Genomic DNA, 15,503 nt, shown 5'->3' on the forward strand with positions numbered 1-15,503 from the left:
TTTGGAAAGCCTGTCCCCAACCCCACACCGCACCGATCTAGCAGGCTACCGAAACCGAAGCCCCAACGAGCCTCGAAGGTTCGCCGCAACCAAAGCGACCATGTATAATCGGCCCACTCAGAATTTCCCTATGTGAATCAACCAAAACGGTCACTGCATAATCCCATGGAAAAAACCTACCAGCCAGAAAACATCGAGCGCCAGTGGTACGAAAACTGGGAATCCAAAGGCTATTTCCGCCCCAGCGGCGAAGGCGATTCCTACAGCATCGCCATCCCGCCACCCAACGTGACCGGCAGCCTGCACATGGGCCATGCGTTCCAGCACACCATCATGGACACCCTCACCCGCTTCAAGCGCATGCAGGGCCGTAACGCACTGTGGACCGTCGGCACCGACCACGCCGGCATCGCCACCCAGATGGTGGTCGAGCGCAAACTGGCCGCAGAAGAAGACAAAACCCGCCACGACCTGGGCCGGGAAGAATTCATCAAGCGCATCTGGGACTGGAAAGAACACTCCGGCGGCACCATCACCCGCCAGATCCGCCGCCTCGGCAACTCCGTCGACTGGGACAACGAACGCTTCACCATGGACGACGGCTTCTACAAAGCCGTACAGGAAGTGTTTATCCGCCTGTACGACGAAGGCCTGGTGTACCGCGGCAAACGGCTGGTGAACTGGGACCCGAAACTGCACACCGCCATCTCCGACCTTGAAGTCGAGAACAAGGAAGAGAAAGGCTACTTCTGGCACCTGCGCTACCCGCTGGCAGACGGCCAGAAAACCCAGGACGGCAAAGACTACGTCATCGTAGCCACCACCCGCCCGGAAACCATGCTCGGCGACACCGCCGTCGCCGTCCACCCGGACGACGAACGCTACCAGCACCTGATTGGCCAGCACGTACTACTGCCGTTGGTAAACCGCCGCATTCCCATCGTGGCCGACCACCACGCGGACCCGGAAAAAGGCTCCGGCTGCGTGAAGATCACCCCAGCCCACGACTTCAACGACTACGCCGTGGGCAAGCGCAACAACCTGCCCATGATCAACGTCATGACGCAAGACGCCAACATTCGCGAGGTGGCCGAAGTCTTCAATGCCGACGGCACCGAGAATTCCGAGATCAACAGCGCCCTGCCGGCCGCCTATGCTGGCCTGAGCCGGGAAGCGGCCCGCAAGCAGATTATCGCCGACATGGAACTGGCGGGCCTGGTCGAAAAAATCGAAGACCACGTGCTGAGCGTGCCCCGCGGTGATCGCTCCGGACTGATCATCGAACCGATGCTGACTGACCAGTGGTTTGCCGACGCCAAGACCCTCGCCAAGCCGGCTATTGAAGCGGTAGAAGATGGCCGCATCCAGTTCGTACCCAAACAGTACGAAAACATGTACTTCGCCTGGATGCGCGACATCCAGGACTGGTGTATCTCCCGTCAGCTCTGGTGGGGCCACCGGATTCCGGCCTGGTATGACGCCGATGGCAATATTTACGTAGGCCGGAGCGAGGCGGAGGTGCGCAGCAAACACCAGCTTTCAGACACACTGGAACTCAAGCAGGACGACGATGTACTGGACACCTGGTTCAGCTCCGCCCTGTGGACCTTCGGCACCCTGGGCTGGCCGGAAATCACCGAACGCCTGAAAACCTTCCACCCCACCGACGTACTGGTGACCGGTTTCGACATCATCTTCTTCTGGGTTGCCCGGATGATCATGATGACCATGCACTTCATGAAGAACGAAGACGGCACCCCACAGGTACCCTTCCATACCGTGTATGTAACCGGCCTGATCCGGGACGAGCACGGCGACAAGATGTCCAAGTCCAAGGGCAACGTGATCGACCCGCTGGATATGATCGACGGCATCAGCCTGCCCGAGCTGCTGGAGAAGCGCACCGGCAACCTGATGCAGCCGAAGCTGGCCGAAAAAATCGGCAAGCGCACCGAGAAAGAATTCCCCGAAGGCATCGCCGCCCACGGTACCGATGCCCTGCGCTTCACCCTGGCGGCCATGGCCACCACCGGCCGTGACATCAACTGGGACATGAAGCGCCTGGAAGGCTACCGCAACTTCTGTAACAAGCTGTGGAACGCTGCCCGCTACGTACTGATGAACACCGAAGGCGAAGACTGCGGCGTGAACGACGAGCCGGTGGAGCTATCCCTGGCCGACCGCTGGATCATCAGCGAGCTGCAGCACTGCGAGCAGGAGGTCATCCGCCACCTGGACCAGTACCGCTTCGACCTGGCCGCCTACGCTCTGTACGAGTTCATCTGGAACGAATACTGTGACTGGTACCTGGAACTGTCCAAGCCGGCCCTGAGCGACGACAACGCCAGTGCCGAGGCCAAGCGCGGCACCCGCCGTACCCTGGTTCGCGTGCTGGAAGCTGTACTGCGCCTGGCACACCCGATGATGCCGTTCATCACCGAGGAAATCTGGCAGCGCATTGCGCCGCTCGCTGGCAAACAGGGCGACAGCATCATGCTGCAACCCTACCCGCAGCCAGATGCCAGCAAGCAGGATGCGGAAGTCGCTGCCGATATCGAATGGCTCAAGGGCGTTATTCTGGCCGTGCGCAACATCCGTGGCGAAATGAACATCTCTCCGGCCAAACAGGTTCCGGTACTACTGAAAGGCGGCAATGCTGATGATGAGCGCCGCCTCAACGCCAACCGCCAGTTCCTGATATCCCTGGCCAAGCTGGAGAAACTGGAATGGTTCGAGGGCGACAAGGCTCCCATGAGCGCCACCCAGTTGGTGGGCGAAATGGAAGTGCTGGTGCCCATGGCCGGCCTGATCGACAAAGATGCCGAGCTCAAGCGCCTGGACAAGGAACTGGAGCGCCTGAACAAGGAAATCGGCCGCCTGGAAGGCAAGCTGAACAACGAGAAGTTTACCGCCAAGGCCCCGGCTGAAGTGGTCGAGAAAGAGCAGGAGAAGCTGAAGGATGCGCAAGGCAGCCTGCAGCGGCTCAGCGCACAACGGGCTGAAATCGAGGCCATGTAAGGCCATGATTGCCATCCTCGGCGCCGGCTCCATGGGCCGGCTCTGGGCCGCAACGCTACCTGCCGGGCAGGTAGCGTTTGTGCCCCGCCCGGGCAAGGCGCCCGACCCCGCCTGCTACCGTTTTCAACCCCTTGAAGGCGAATCCTTCAGCGTCACTGTTCCCTGGCTACAACGCGGTCAGTCACCTGAATTGTTGTTGGTGACCACCAAAGCCGGCGATACCCTCGAAGCCCTCAAAGATGCCCTGCCCTCGATTGCCAGTTCGACACCCATTGTGCTGTTCCAGAACGGCCTGGGCAGCCAACAGCAGGTTTCAGAAACCTGGCCGCAACGCCCGGTGCTGGCCGCCTCCACCACCGAGGGCGCCAACCGTCCGGAGCCAGCCCTGACGGTTCACGCGGGCCGTGGCGCCACTTGGGTAGGTGCTTTAAACACTGTAGGGCAGCCTCTGGTGGGCCGGGTTGCGCAGCAACTTGCCGAAAGCGGCCTTGAGGTTCACCCTGAACAGGACATACTTGGCCGACTCTGGCAGAAACTGGTGATCAACGCCGGCATCAACGCCTTTACCGCCGTACTGGATTGCCCCAACGGCGAGATACTGGAGCGACCGTTTTACCAACAGTGGATTAACCCCTTGTGCAGGGAAATCAGCCACCTGTTGGCTGCCGCCGGGCAACCGGAACATACGCCGGAAGCTCTGCGCGAAAGCATTGAGGCGGTGGCCCGCAGAACCGCCGCCAACACCTCCTCTATGCGCGCAGATGCGCTCGCAGGGCGCCCTACGGAAATCGACTTCATTAACGGTTATCTGGCCAGGCTTGGCCAGCAGCACGGCATTGCAACACCGGTGAACCAAATGCTCACCGAACAGGTACAACAACTGAACTGATCATTTATCAACGGGAGTACAATTCATGGGCAACCGCCTGTCTAAGATCTACACCCGCACCGGTGACGACGGCTCTACCGGCCTGGCCGATGGCAACCGCATCGCCAAGAATGCCCAGCGCGTGGAAGCCATGGGCATGGCGGATGAACTTAACTGCCACATCGGAGTGTTGATTGAAACGCTACCAGCCGGTGACAGCCTGATCGAGACGTTCCGGCGGATTCAGCACCACCTGTTTGATCTTGGCGGCGAGTTCGCCATCCCTGGCAGCAAGGTCATCAGCGACGACCATATTGATTGGCTGGAACAGACCCTGGATGAGCATAATGCCGGCTTGCCGCCATTGAAGAACTTCATTCTGCCCGGAGGTTGTCCTGCAGCCGCACAATGCCATCTGGCCCGGGCCGTTTGCCGTCGTGCGGAGCGGGTGGTGGTAGCGCTGGGCCACGAAGATTCCATCAATACCGCGTCCCGTCACTACCTGAACCGGCTGTCTGACCTACTGTTTGTCATTGCCCGCGTGCTGGCCCGCCGGGATGGCAGCCAGGAAATTCTCTGGGAACAAAAAAAATCCGGCCTCTGAGGGCCGGATTTTTCTGATCAGAGGCAACTGCCTTATACCTTGAACGCCTCTACCAGCCGCTGAAGCGATGCCGTCAACTCCGACATCTGGCGGGAAGACGCCAGCGTCTCTTCGGCGTTGGAAGCGGTGCTCTGCCCCAATTCGCCGATACGCTCCACGTTGGCATTCACATTCTTGGCCACCGCAGACTGCTCTTCTGCGGCCTGAGCAATCTGGTGGCTCATGTCGACAATCTCGGAGATACCCGAAGCAATGCGGTCCAGGGCTTCTGTCACCTCGCCGGATTTCTGAACCGTTTGCTCCGTGGCATCGTGGCTGGAGGTCATGGCAGAAACCGCCTCTTTAACACCACCCTGCAGCCGCGAGATCATACCCTCAATCTCTTCAGTCGATTTGTGGGTGCGCTGAGACAGTGAACGCACCTCATCAGCCACCACCGCAAAACCCCGACCCTGTTCACCGGCCCGGGCCGCTTCAATGGCCGCGTTCAGAGCCAAGAGGTTGGTCTGCTCGGCTATGGCCTTGATCTCGACCAATACCTGGCTGATGTTGTCGCTGTCTGAACTGACCCTGTTTATCACCGCTACCGCACCAGCGATTTCTTCCGCAAGACGGTTAATAGTTTGCACGGTAGCCGCCACAACCTGTCGGCCCGTCTCGGTATCACGCTCTGCGCTACCGGCGCTGTCCGCTACCCGATGGGCACTCTCAGTCACCTCGTTGACCGCCTCCACCATCTGCCCCATGGCTTCGTTTATCTGGCCGGTCTCTTCCATCTGGCGGGCAACCGCTTCACTGTTGGCTGCTGCAGTCTCATTAACCCTCACCGCCTGACTGTCAACATCATTCGTGGTCCCGCTGACAGAGCGGATCAGTTCGGCAATCCGGTCCGTCATATTATTGAATTCGGTGGTCAGCTCGCCCAGCTCATCACGATTGTTAAGCTGGATGTGCGCCGTCATATCACCAGCGGCGACGCTGCGAGCTGCCTCACTAAACCGGTTGATGGCGGTTCTTACTGACATAAAGAAGCCAATGTAGAGGTACACCACAAGAAGCATCACGCCGATCAGAGCCCCTACAATCAACCTGCGCTGGCCGGTCTCCCGCTGCAGTCGCTGTTCAAGGTTGCCGGAAACCACACTGAAAATGCTGTCATTGAGTGAATCGTAGTAGTCCAGCTGGGAGGATACGGTGGCGTCAAATTCCTGCCAGGGCTGTTCCAGACGCATCGGGGTGATGATGTTCAGGTCCAGCTGCTCGCGCAGCGCCATCAGGCTTTCATCGACCCGCGTCACAGCGCCGCCGGCTCTGCCTGAAAGTTTGGGAGAGGTTTCAACCGCAACCGACAAGGCAGGCGACAACAGGGAGCTGCGGTTGGTCAGCTGGTCATAGATTTCATTCAAAATCTCGCTCAGGTTATAACCCACCTGGCCATCCACCAGGGCAAAGATACCGTAAGATCGGGCCCTGCCAACAACGGTCCTCGCCTCAGGCAGCGCATTACGCACCAGCCCAAGCAGCAACAAATTTTCCCGCGAGGCGTCTTGTCCAAGTCCCGAAATTTCAATCGTAGCCGGCAACAGGGCCAGCACCTTCTGAACAAACTCGTGGTAATACTTGAACTGAGGGTCTATGTTGCCCTGGTAGTTGTCGTCCTGCTTCAGTTGCTCCCACTCCGCCTGCAAGGCCAGAACCTGATCCTTCCAGGAACCAGAGGTATCGAACGAGCGGTTGTTCCCCGCAAGGTCTGAAAGCAGGCCATCAATCAGCTCGGCAGCCTCACCTGCCTTACCCAGGAGTTCGTCTTCATCCTTGAGCACACCCGGCGCCTGGTAGTCGCGGTAAGCCATAGACGAAGACAACAGCTGGTCTACCTTGCGAAGTTCGGCAAGGCCCTCGATACCGCGAGTCATGGTTTGAACGGATTGATTGAGGCTGGAAATAACCAACCACGACAGGACAATGATCGGGCCCAGGAACAAGATGCTGATTAGGCTGAACTTGTAGACCATGGGCAACCGATTCATCAGGCTAACAGCTGGATTGATCAAATATTTCACGGCGCCCTCTCGCTGATTCTAATAACTGAATCTTTATTCTTTGTTTGATTATCGCCCAAGGTCGGAAAAACTTAATCACCTTTAAGTGTTATTCTGTAATGTTTTATGACACTCCTCAGACCACCCCGGCAATGACCAGCAACGCGGCAACGCAGATCCACACCAGCATGCTCCGGTTCAACAATCCCCGTATGGCCGCCAGGCTACGCCCGCCAAAACTTGTCCACTCATCCGGGTGCAACCGCGCAAACTGGGCTGGATCAAGCGCATAACCGGTTAACGACCCGTTTGCGGAAATCATGAGGACTTCCGAGGTTTTTCTTCCAAAACCGGGCAGGACTTTCTTCGCCTCCTTCGACCAGCCCGCGAGATCACCGGCCAGCCCCAGCGTGCAGGACAGTAGGCGAGCAGGAATCCAGCTGGCCAGGTTGGCCAGAGTCCGGAATCGGGCGCGGGCCGCTTGCTGCGGCCATTGCTCAGACAACGCCACCAGGCCTCGGGCAACCAGGGCAGCACCTATTCCACCCACCACATACCAGAAAGCCACCAGAAAGAACCGCTCGAAAACCCCGATCACCAGAGCCTTGGATAACGACAGATGCATGGCCTCTGGTGACAGCGCGGCGCCCCGCTCTTCCGGTGGCAACCGGTTCTGGATATGTCGCCAGGCAGCCTGCATGTCGCCCCGACTCCAGGCTTCCGAATAGTCACGTAACTGATGCCGCCAACCCGGCGCGCCCATCAGCAACACCAGCACGATCAGCTCTAGCGGATAGGCCGCCAGCCTGAATCCATACCATTCCAGCAAACACACAACGCCCACCAACACCAGTCCGGGCAGCAGAACCCAGATCAGCCCGGAGGTAATGGCATCCTCCTTTCCGGCCTGAATTTTCGCGCCCCGGTGAAACCAGGCACGCCAAAGCACGTCGCCATCAAGCCGGTTCCGGCTATCCAGCTGACGCCGAATAAGGTAGGCCAAAAGAAACACGACAAACACCATTCAGGCGATCTCCTCATGGGCCAACAGCCGGGAAAAATACCGCCAGTCGAACGCTGGACCAGGGTCAGTTTTCCGGCCAGGCGCAATATCGCTGTGGCCGGTAATGCGCTCGGTGCTGATTTCGGGCCAGGCCATCATGGTCAACCGCGCCATGTCTGCGAGTGTCCGGTACTGTTCGGGCGTATAGGGAACATCGTCTGCCCCCTCCAGTTCGATACCGATAGAGAAATCGTTGCACTCTTCCTGGCCGTCAAAACAGGACCGGCCGGCATGCCAGGCCCGGTCCAAACAACTGACAAACTGCACCACTGAACCATCGCGACGCACCAGGGCATGAGCGGAGACCTGCATGGCGGCGATGGATTCAAAATAGGGATGGGCGGCTGGGTCAAGCCGGTTGCAGAAAAAGTCTTCAATCTCCGTTCCCCCGAATTGCCCGGGAGGCAGGCTGATGTTGTGAACCACCAGCAGGGAAATGGCAGAGCCCTCAGGCCTTGCACCAAAATTCGGCGAGGGCACCCATCGGCTGCCAGGGTAACGGCCGGTCAGCCTTAACTGTTCAGCCTGGCTGGAGAGGGAGTCGTTGTTATGCTTGTTGTCGTGATTGAAAGGGTCAGAGATTGGCAAGGCGTATCCACTGTCGCTTTATGATGTTCAATCGATTGAATCACAAAGCGACGGTGGATGCTATGGATGGAACGGTGCGGATTCGCGCCTTCAATCCTTTCGACTATGGCGAAGGTTATCGATGATGGATTCCAGCGCCCGATCAAAAATCAGGCCGTCGTCCAGAAGCGTAATAACGCCGTCCTGCAGCGCCACCGCCAGATCATCCCGATGGTACTCTGCCACCTTGGCGCCGCTGCGATTAACAAAAATGTACTTTCCGGTTGCCTTTATGAAGGCCGCCAGTTTGCAGCGAACACGGTTATCATCGCGCACCATCTCGATCCACGAGCCAACCCTGAGCTGATCTGCCCGGGCCAACCATTCCGCCGCAACAACCGAGGCAGACGGCGCTTCTTCAGCAGCCACCGGCGCTTCCGTTGCCGGCTGCGCGTCACTTTGAACGCTCTCCGCCACGACCGGTTCGGTTTCAGATTGCGCGATTTCCTCTGGGGCACCGGCATCCACCGGAGGTTCCGGTGGCGCCAGCATTTGCTCCGGCTGATCCAGCTCCTCTTCGGCCAGGGCAGGGTCTTCCGGCGCCTTCTCGACATCACTGACCGGAGCTGTTACCAGTTTCTGGAAAACATCAACATGAGCCAATTCCAGGTCACGAATGGCAGCGTCGGTTGAGAACGGGTCCCAGGAAATTTCCTGCAAAGCACTGCGAAGGTCCTCGACCACCTCCGGTATTGCTCGAAGCAGCTCAGAGCGGGTTTCATCCGATACCGGCCTTGGGTCCACACTCCAGATCAGTCGCTCGGTTACCGCGCAGGCGGATTGCCACTGCTCGCTTTCTTCGCCCTGACGCAGTACCACCCATTGCAGGTAACGAGTCCAGGGCTCGCTGAGAATCTGCATCACCGCAGCTGGTATTTCACGGCCGGCTGTTTCTTCCTGAATGAGGTTGGTGGCCGCCTGGCTTGCACGTTCCTGGCGAGCCCGACCTTCCTCAGCGTCCCGAAGACGCTGCTCAACCAGCTCACGACGGCGCCGGTCCAGATCCATAAAGTGCCCGAAATCCTTGAGCAACTCCTCGAACAATTCGACATTGTCGGTGAACTCATTCAGGACACGATCAACCACTTCTTCAATTTTTTCCCGGAGCGGGTCCCGCATGCCCTGGCGCTTTTCGGACCAGCCAATGGCCGACAGTGCGAGTTCATTCAACAATTTGCGAACCGGATGACCGCCACGATTGAAGAAATTACGATCGCTCAGGGCAACCTTCAGGACCGGAATCTGCAAGCGCCCGATCAGCGCCTTCATCACCGGATGTAATTGCCGATCTTCCAGTATGAAATCAAACAGCATCGAGACGAGATTGACGACATCGCCGTCCACCTGGCCCAAAGTAGCTTTCTTGCCGCCCGGCTCCTGCAGGACCGAGACAATCTGCTGGCGCAATGGCACCACTTCTGCCCCGGATACCTGGGTGAGAGAACCTTGCAGATCACTGAGCCGGGCCATCAACCCGCCAGTATCGAGTGTCACGCCACCCGCGGGCAGGCCGCCCGCGGCGGACGATGTCTCTCCCTGATGCAGCAGCGCACTCAATTCCGAAAACGTGGGGAAACTGGCAGCACCACTCGACCCGTGCTCGGCACCTGCCTGCCCTGGCGACAAAGCCGGGGCTCCAGCCTGTGGCACCGGCCTCTTCGGCTGGGGCGACGAACCGCCGACAGGTGCCCGGCGCATATCTGGCAACACGCCTTCGGCTACCAGGGTTTTATTGGCCTGGTCATACAGGGCTGCAAGCTTATCCACCAGCAGGCGCTCAAAAAGCTTGAGTACAACCAGCTTGGCACGAATATCGATATCCAGGTCAGAACAGGCCTCGGCAATTCCGCCACAGATAACCTCGGGGCTCAGGGGCATCTGATCATCAGACATCTGAATCTCGGGCATCAGGTGGCGCACGCGAGCGGCCAGCATCCGGACCGGCTCCTGGTAACGATTGCGCAGCTTGGTCACCAGGTTATCAATGGCGACCTGTTGCTCGAGTTCGGAGTGATCCAAAAGGCTCAGGGAATCCTGATCGACTTCCTCAAGGGCAGAACCGGAGTGCGAGGGTTTGAAGCGCCCAAAGTCATTGAAGGCCTGGCTGACATACTGAAGCATCGAGACCGCCATGGATTTGCGGCGCAGTCTGAGCTCCCGCATGGCATCGAAATACGCTGTCTGGTCCTGATTAGAGCCAGCCCGATCCGCAAGGGCGAACAGGCTGTCGTCTGCCTGCTCGAAGAAAGACCCCAGCACAGATTTCAGAGACTGACCGGATGCGTCACGTAACCGTATAAGAGCAGGCGGAAGCGAAAACCGGCCCACCGGTTTCTGGCCGGATAAATGGACAACCTTGTTATCGTGCGCCATGGAGATGCTCCGGTGTTGATCGGCAATATCGCTGGGAATTTCTATTAATGACATGATACGGCCGATCATCGTCACCTTGTGTCAGAATTTGTCACCTTTTGTGTAACAACGACCTGCGTCACATTTTAGCAGTTATTGGCCAGGGCATTTTGCGAAACGGCAGGCTGGCAGTAGAATTGCCGGGCTCGCAGATTTCAACTCATCCAGACCGCCGGAAACCCGACATGATCGCCCCTGAACTGCTCCGCCAGGCCCGAATTGAATCCGTTGCCCAAAGCCTTCGCGAGGACATTGGTGACGGCGACATTACCGCCATGCTGATTCCGGCGGACAAAACCGCAACCGGCCGGGTGATCACTCGCGAACCGGCACGCCTGTCAGGACGAGCCTGGGTTGAGGAGGTATTCCGCCAGGTAGACCCCGCCATGGAACTGACCTGGTTCTTCAAGGACGGCGATGATCTGGCGGCCGATGACGTTATCTTCCGGATGGCTGGCCCGGCCCGATCACTCCTGACCGCAGAGCGAGCCGCCCTTAACTGGCTGCAAACACTGTCTGGCGTTGCCACCACCTGCGCAGCCTACGCGGCGAAGGTCGCCCATACCGGTGTGCGATTACTGGATACCCGGAAAACCCTGCCAGGCATGCGCCTGGCGCAAAAATACGCGGTCACCTGCGGGGATTGCCACAATCATCGCCTGGGTCTGTGGGATGCCTTTCTGATCAAGGAAAACCACATTGCCGCATGCGGCTCGATTGCCAACGCCATCAGTGAAGCCCGGCGCATTGCACCGGGCCGCCCGGTGGAGGTAGAAACGGAATCGATGGACGAGCTGAATCAGGCCCTGAGCGCGGGCGCCGACATCATTATGCTGGATGAATTCTCACTTGGGGACATGGTTGAAGCCGTGCGAATTACCGCCAGCAAGGCAAAACTGGAAGCTTCCGGCGGCATCAATGCCCAGACATTGGTACCGGTGGCGGAAACCGGGGTGGATTACATCTCCATCGGCGCCCTGACCAAAGACGTCAGAGCGATCGACCTCTCCATGCGGCTGGACTGATTCCACCGCCTGGCGTCGAACTCAACGACCAGACAACAACCGGTCTATCTCTTCCAGCGCCTCAACAAGGCGCTGGCCTGACTGCGCCCGCCCCAGGAAATGCTCTTCCGCCATGGGCGCAATGCCAGATACCGAGGGTAACGGTTGCCCCGCCTCCACCAGCGCTTTCATTTTCTGTAAGAAGACAAACTGCAGCCACTGGGTGAACTCCATAGTGTCGAGACAGAACGGCTGGGTGCTCCGGAACGCATGCTCCGGTGGTGGGCTCGCCTCCCAGACGTCCATCCGCCGGAGCTCAATCTCGATTCTCAGCAGGCTGTCGGTTACCTGGTCCACTCGATTACTCATGGTCACCCGATCAGTCGGCCAAGGGCTCAAGTTCAACCGACTCACCATGCAATACCCGGTACAGGTCTTCAAACTGGCGGGTCAATGCGTGCTTGGGTGCCATATAAATCAGCGGCTGCCGGCTTTGATGGGATTCTTTCATTTTCACCGAGCTGGATAGCCGCACCGGCAACACTGGCAACCCCTCCTCCGTGAGTTCTTTCACCAACTGTTTGGGCAGGCTGGCACGCGGCTGGAACTGGTTGGCAATGATACCCTCCACCACCAGCTCCTGATTGTGATCTTCCTGCAGCTCTTTGATTTCATGAAGAATGTTGTACAACGCCTGGCGTGAGAAATCATCACAGTCGAAAGGAATCAAACACCGCTGAGCCGCAATCAAGGCCGAGCGGGTGTAGAAATTCAGGGCGGGCGCGGTATCGATGTAGATCTCATCGAAAGAATCGCTGAGCTTTTTCAGAAATTCACGAAGCTTGTAGATCTTGTGCTTGGCTTCGAGTTTGCGCTCCAGGAAGTCCAGCTCCGGGCTGGACGGCAGAACAAACAGATTATTGAAAGATGAGGCATGCACAAACTCATCCGGGCGGCGGGTGAACATACTGAAGGCAACGGTCTGCTCCAGAAGATCCGCTGCGGTATCTTTCAGTTCAGATGCCGGCTTACCCAGCAGATAGTGTGTTGAGTTACCTTGCGGATCCAGATCCACCACCAGGGTGCGCTTGCCCCGGGCCGCGCTGATTGCCGCCAGGTTACAGGTGATGCTGGACTTACCCACACCGCCTTTCTGATTGAATACAACCCGTCTCATGTCGTCTCTCCAATGGCCTTTATCGTTATAAATCCGTCACTACCATCCCATTACCGACTTCACAAACGGAATGGTCAATCTCCGCTGGGCCTGCAGGGAGTTCTCATCCAGCGTGTCCAGAATCCCAAGCAGTTGACCAAGGCGGCGCGGAGCCCGGCGCATGATAAATCCGGCCACATCATCGCTCATCACCAGACCACGCTGCTCGGCCCTGGCCATCAAAATTCTTGACCGGTCTTCATCCCGGTAAACACCAAGCTGAACCAGTAAGCCGTGTGCCAGCCGGGAACCAAGGTCAGCGAGACCGAACGGCAACGCCGCCGGCACCTCCGACAGGGTCACCATCAACAGCCCCTGGCGGTCCAGAATCCGGTTGTACAGATGGAAAACGGCTTCCTCCCAGTGCGCATCACCCGCTATCAGGTCAAGATCATCCAGGCAGACCACGTCATGCCCTTCCAATCCCGCAAGCGCCTCAGGCCCAAACGGCATCAACTCACCGATACTGATACACACAGCGCTCTGGCCCCGCTGCTCGGCAAAATGACAGACCGCTTGCAACAAATGGCTTTTGCCGGTATCGGAGTCGCCGCAGATCACCACAACAGGTGCTCCGGCCGGCTGCGTGCAAACCGCCTCCAGCCGGAGCGCCGCATCTCGATTGCGATCGCCATGGAAGTTATCAAACCGGGCGTCGTCACGGAGCTTCACCCCGAGAACCATCTGTGACGTGGTCATGAGCGTTTGGCTCTCCAGGCGCGCGCACCCCAAATCAGAATGTAATGGCAGCCGCTGAATATGGCCGACAAGGCAACCAACCATATACCAACGTCCATTACCCAGGGCTGTATTGGCAAGTCCGCCATCAGAATGATAATCGCCAACGCCACGAGAATCTGAATAAAGGTATTGATCTTGCCCGGAATACTCGGCTCCATCTCAAAACGGCCAACACCATAGTGATACATCAATGCACCGCCGACAATGACCAGATCGCGACCAAGCACCAGTGCGAAGAGCCAAAGCGGAATAATTCCGGTGATGGTCAGCATCAGGTAAGCGGTGATCAGCAATGCCTTATCAGCCAGCGGATCGGCAATGGCCCCAAGCCGGGAACGCCAGTTAAACTGCCGTGCCAGAAAGCCGTCCAAAGCATCAGTTGCGGCAGCAAGAAAGAAAATCAACAGCGACTGGCGATAATTCCCCTCCAGCAATGCCCACGCGAACGGAATAATGAGCAGTATCCGCAGGAATGTCAGGGCATTGGGAATCCATCGCCAACGCTGCAAAGTCACGCGCAGACCTCCGCCGTCGCCTAGCTGCCGCCACCACGGACAACCGGAGCCGGCTGCCAGCGATAGTAAAGCACCTGGTACAGGGATTCGAACGCCTGCTCGGCATCCTGTTCGTCGCCGTCATCGAGCGGCTGGTAAACGAACATGGCACCCTCCGGGTACTGGTCGCCGGCCTCGCCCGGTTCCTCAGCACCGTTCGGTTCGGCAACTGGCGCTACTGCGGTCGCACTGCGCGGTGCCGGTACGGTTTCCTCTGGCTGCCCGTCCATGACCACAAAGCGGGGATCAAGCGCAATGTACTCTTTCAGCTGGTCCAGTTCCCCTGTGAAGGTCACCTGAACGGTCATACGCTCATTACGCACCCGGGAAGCACCCACAGACACCACTGGCGTAAAGCTGTTCAGTGCTTTTCCGACATTGCCGTAGTCCGCTAAGGAATTGACGCCCTCAAGCACGATATCCACTCGCGGCGCCTCACCTACCTCGCCGGCAGCAACCGCGTAGCGGCTGGCATAGGCATCGGCCCAGCGACCAACAGCACGCCGTGCCAGTTCTTCCGGGTCTGCCGCGGTCACCGATTGCTCCGAGGCATCCATGCTCATACCGTCGAATACCCAGCCTGCGCGCCATTGACCACCAGAGCGACTAATACGCATCAATGCCAGGGCATCATGAGACAGATCCGACGATGCCTCCTTTATACGGCCCACAAACTGGCCCCAGAGATCCGACAGCAGCGCCCGGTCTCCCTGGACACTCTGCGGCGGGAAGGCCAGGGGTAAGCCGCGCTCTTCCGCTGCCGCCAGGAACGCCCTGCGCCAATCAGCAACGGCGCTGTCACCCTGTTCGCCATCATCCGCTGCTGCAGTCAGCAGCTTGCGTTCACCGCGGTCTTCAATAGCAGCCCAAACCAGTGTGAGTGGTCGATTTGCACCCCAGACCGGGGCATTAATCGAAGCCAGGGCGCGATTGACGCCAACCGCCCCAAAGCTCATCTGCAACCTGGACTCCCCACTCTCACGACGTACCTGGTAGGACAGCAGCAGGGATTCTGCATCTTTGAGCACATCGTCTATGCCCTCAAGTTGCAGTACGTCCCGCGTACCGGAAACCCTGACCATCACCCGCCGCAAACCCTCGGCATAACCTGCCTGAAGATCATTCGTGCCAGTACCGTCGACCGCTACCTCAATATTATACAATCCCGACACCGTGACTGCCGACGCAGTCCCGGCCAACAGCATTGACAATGCCCCGGCCATCACCAGCCACAGAGTCATTGCCCGGAAAGTCCGAACGTCATTTTTTTCCGTTCCAGTCATGTAACACCCTGCCGTTCCCATGATTGGCGCACAGGATACACCATCACCACAGGCGTGAGTAGCAAGGCCCC

The 15,503-nt window shown here is 58.4% G+C and carries 13 protein-coding genes; 4 read left to right on the plus strand and 9 right to left on the minus strand.

Annotated elements, in window-relative coordinates; genetic code table 11:
• Positions 1–165 precede the first annotated feature (165 nt).
• Genes RVM24_RS07840 through RVM24_RS07850 form a run of 3 tightly spaced genes read left to right on the plus strand, consistent with a single transcriptional unit; the run spans position 166 to position 4,490 of the window.
• The gene (locus tag RVM24_RS07840; protein WP_431475218.1) at positions 166–3,018 is read left to right on the plus strand and encodes a valine--tRNA ligase; all 2,853 of its coding nucleotides are present in this window, start codon (positions 166–168) and stop codon (positions 3,016–3,018) included.
• 4 nt (positions 3,019–3,022) lie between these two features.
• The gene (locus RVM24_RS07845) at positions 3,023–3,907 is read left to right on the plus strand and encodes a ketopantoate reductase family protein (protein WP_230714629.1); all 885 of its coding nucleotides are present in this window, start codon (positions 3,023–3,025) and stop codon (positions 3,905–3,907) included.
• A 25-nt stretch (positions 3,908–3,932) separates the two neighbouring features.
• On the plus strand, positions 3,933–4,490 hold the full coding sequence (locus RVM24_RS07850) for a cob(I)yrinic acid a,c-diamide adenosyltransferase (RefSeq protein WP_138435524.1): 558 nt from the start codon (positions 3,933–3,935) through the stop codon (positions 4,488–4,490).
• Between the two features lie 32 nt (positions 4,491–4,522).
• On the opposite strand, the gene RVM24_RS07855 is transcribed toward RVM24_RS07850, so the two are convergent.
• From RVM24_RS07855 to RVM24_RS07870, 4 genes are all read right to left on the minus strand, one after another.
• On the minus strand, positions 4,523–6,553 hold the full coding sequence (locus RVM24_RS07855; RefSeq protein WP_061332691.1) for a methyl-accepting chemotaxis protein: 2,031 nt from the start codon (positions 6,551–6,553) through the stop codon (positions 4,523–4,525).
• Between the two features lie 115 nt (positions 6,554–6,668).
• Positions 6,669–7,556, minus strand: a complete 888-nt coding sequence (gene ampE / locus RVM24_RS07860; RefSeq protein WP_374814631.1) for a regulatory signaling modulator protein AmpE — start codon at positions 7,554–7,556, stop codon at positions 6,669–6,671.
• Positions 7,557–8,177 carry a 1,6-anhydro-N-acetylmuramyl-L-alanine amidase AmpD gene (gene ampD / locus RVM24_RS07865; RefSeq protein WP_374814681.1) on the minus strand — a complete coding sequence of 207 codons (621 nt, stop codon included), beginning with the start codon at positions 8,175–8,177 and terminating at the stop codon, positions 7,557–7,559.
• A 96-nt stretch (positions 8,178–8,273) separates the two neighbouring features.
• On the minus strand, positions 8,274–10,595 hold the full coding sequence (locus tag RVM24_RS07870) for a DUF1631 domain-containing protein (protein WP_431475219.1): 2,322 nt from the start codon (positions 10,593–10,595) through the stop codon (positions 8,274–8,276).
• 224 nt (positions 10,596–10,819) lie between these two features.
• On the opposite strand from RVM24_RS07870, the gene nadC reads away from it, so the two are divergent.
• Positions 10,820–11,659 (plus strand): carboxylating nicotinate-nucleotide diphosphorylase, encoded by an 840-nt coding sequence (nadC, locus tag RVM24_RS07875; RefSeq protein ID WP_431475220.1) that lies wholly within the window; start codon positions 10,820–10,822, stop codon positions 11,657–11,659.
• Between the two features lie 21 nt (positions 11,660–11,680).
• Here nadC and RVM24_RS07880 read toward each other — a convergent pair whose 3' ends face one another.
• The 5 genes from RVM24_RS07880 to RVM24_RS07900 are packed head-to-tail and all read right to left on the minus strand — an operon-like array spanning position 11,681 to position 15,432.
• On the minus strand, positions 11,681–12,007 hold the full coding sequence (locus RVM24_RS07880; RefSeq protein WP_431475221.1) for a YqcC family protein: 327 nt from the start codon (positions 12,005–12,007) through the stop codon (positions 11,681–11,683).
• A 10-nt stretch (positions 12,008–12,017) separates the two neighbouring features.
• The gene (locus tag RVM24_RS07885) at positions 12,018–12,815 is read right to left on the minus strand and encodes a ParA family protein (RefSeq protein WP_431475222.1); all 798 of its coding nucleotides are present in this window, start codon (positions 12,813–12,815) and stop codon (positions 12,018–12,020) included.
• A gap of 39 nt (positions 12,816–12,854) precedes the next feature.
• Complete coding sequence (gene hda / locus RVM24_RS07890; RefSeq protein WP_061332686.1) at positions 12,855–13,553, minus strand: DnaA regulatory inactivator Hda; 699 nt, start codon at positions 13,551–13,553, stop codon at positions 12,855–12,857.
• Positions 13,550–14,110 (minus strand): CDP-alcohol phosphatidyltransferase family protein, encoded by a 561-nt coding sequence (locus RVM24_RS07895; protein ID WP_431475223.1) that lies wholly within the window; start codon positions 14,108–14,110, stop codon positions 13,550–13,552. Before RVM24_RS07895 ends, hda begins: the two co-directional genes overlap by 4 nt.
• A 20-nt stretch (positions 14,111–14,130) precedes the next feature.
• Complete coding sequence (locus RVM24_RS07900) at positions 14,131–15,432, minus strand: DUF2066 domain-containing protein (RefSeq protein ID WP_330165892.1); 1,302 nt, start codon at positions 15,430–15,432, stop codon at positions 14,131–14,133.
• Positions 15,433–15,503 lie beyond the last annotated feature (71 nt).

This window comes from Marinobacter sp. KM021 (assembly GCF_050707965.1).
In the GTDB taxonomy this organism is placed as follows: Bacteria; Pseudomonadota; Gammaproteobacteria; order Pseudomonadales; family Oleiphilaceae; genus Marinobacter; species Marinobacter shengliensis.

Coding starts and splice junctions, on each gene's coding strand:
- RVM24_RS07840 (WP_431475218.1), top strand. CDS start 166: ATGGAAAAAACCTACCAGCCAGAAAACATCGAGCGCCAGTGGTACGAA.
- RVM24_RS07845 (WP_230714629.1), top strand. CDS start 3,023: ATGATTGCCATCCTCGGCGCCGGCTCCATGGGCCGGCTCTGGGCCGCA.
- RVM24_RS07850 (WP_138435524.1), top strand. CDS start 3,933: ATGGGCAACCGCCTGTCTAAGATCTACACCCGCACCGGTGACGACGGC.
- ampE (WP_374814631.1), bottom strand. CDS start 7,556: ATGGTGTTTGTCGTGTTTCTTTTGGCCTACCTTATTCGGCGTCAGCTG.
- RVM24_RS07870 (WP_431475219.1), bottom strand. CDS start 10,595: ATGGCGCACGATAACAAGGTTGTCCATTTATCCGGCCAGAAACCGGTG.
- nadC (WP_431475220.1), top strand. CDS start 10,820: ATGATCGCCCCTGAACTGCTCCGCCAGGCCCGAATTGAATCCGTTGCC.
- RVM24_RS07880 (WP_431475221.1), bottom strand. CDS start 12,007: ATGAGTAATCGAGTGGACCAGGTAACCGACAGCCTGCTGAGAATCGAG.
- RVM24_RS07885 (WP_431475222.1), bottom strand. CDS start 12,815: ATGAGACGGGTTGTATTCAATCAGAAAGGCGGTGTGGGTAAGTCCAGC.
- hda (WP_061332686.1), bottom strand. CDS start 13,553: ATGACCACGTCACAGATGGTTCTCGGGGTGAAGCTCCGTGACGACGCC.
- RVM24_RS07900 (WP_330165892.1), bottom strand. CDS start 15,432: ATGACTGGAACGGAAAAAAATGACGTTCGGACTTTCCGGGCAATGACT.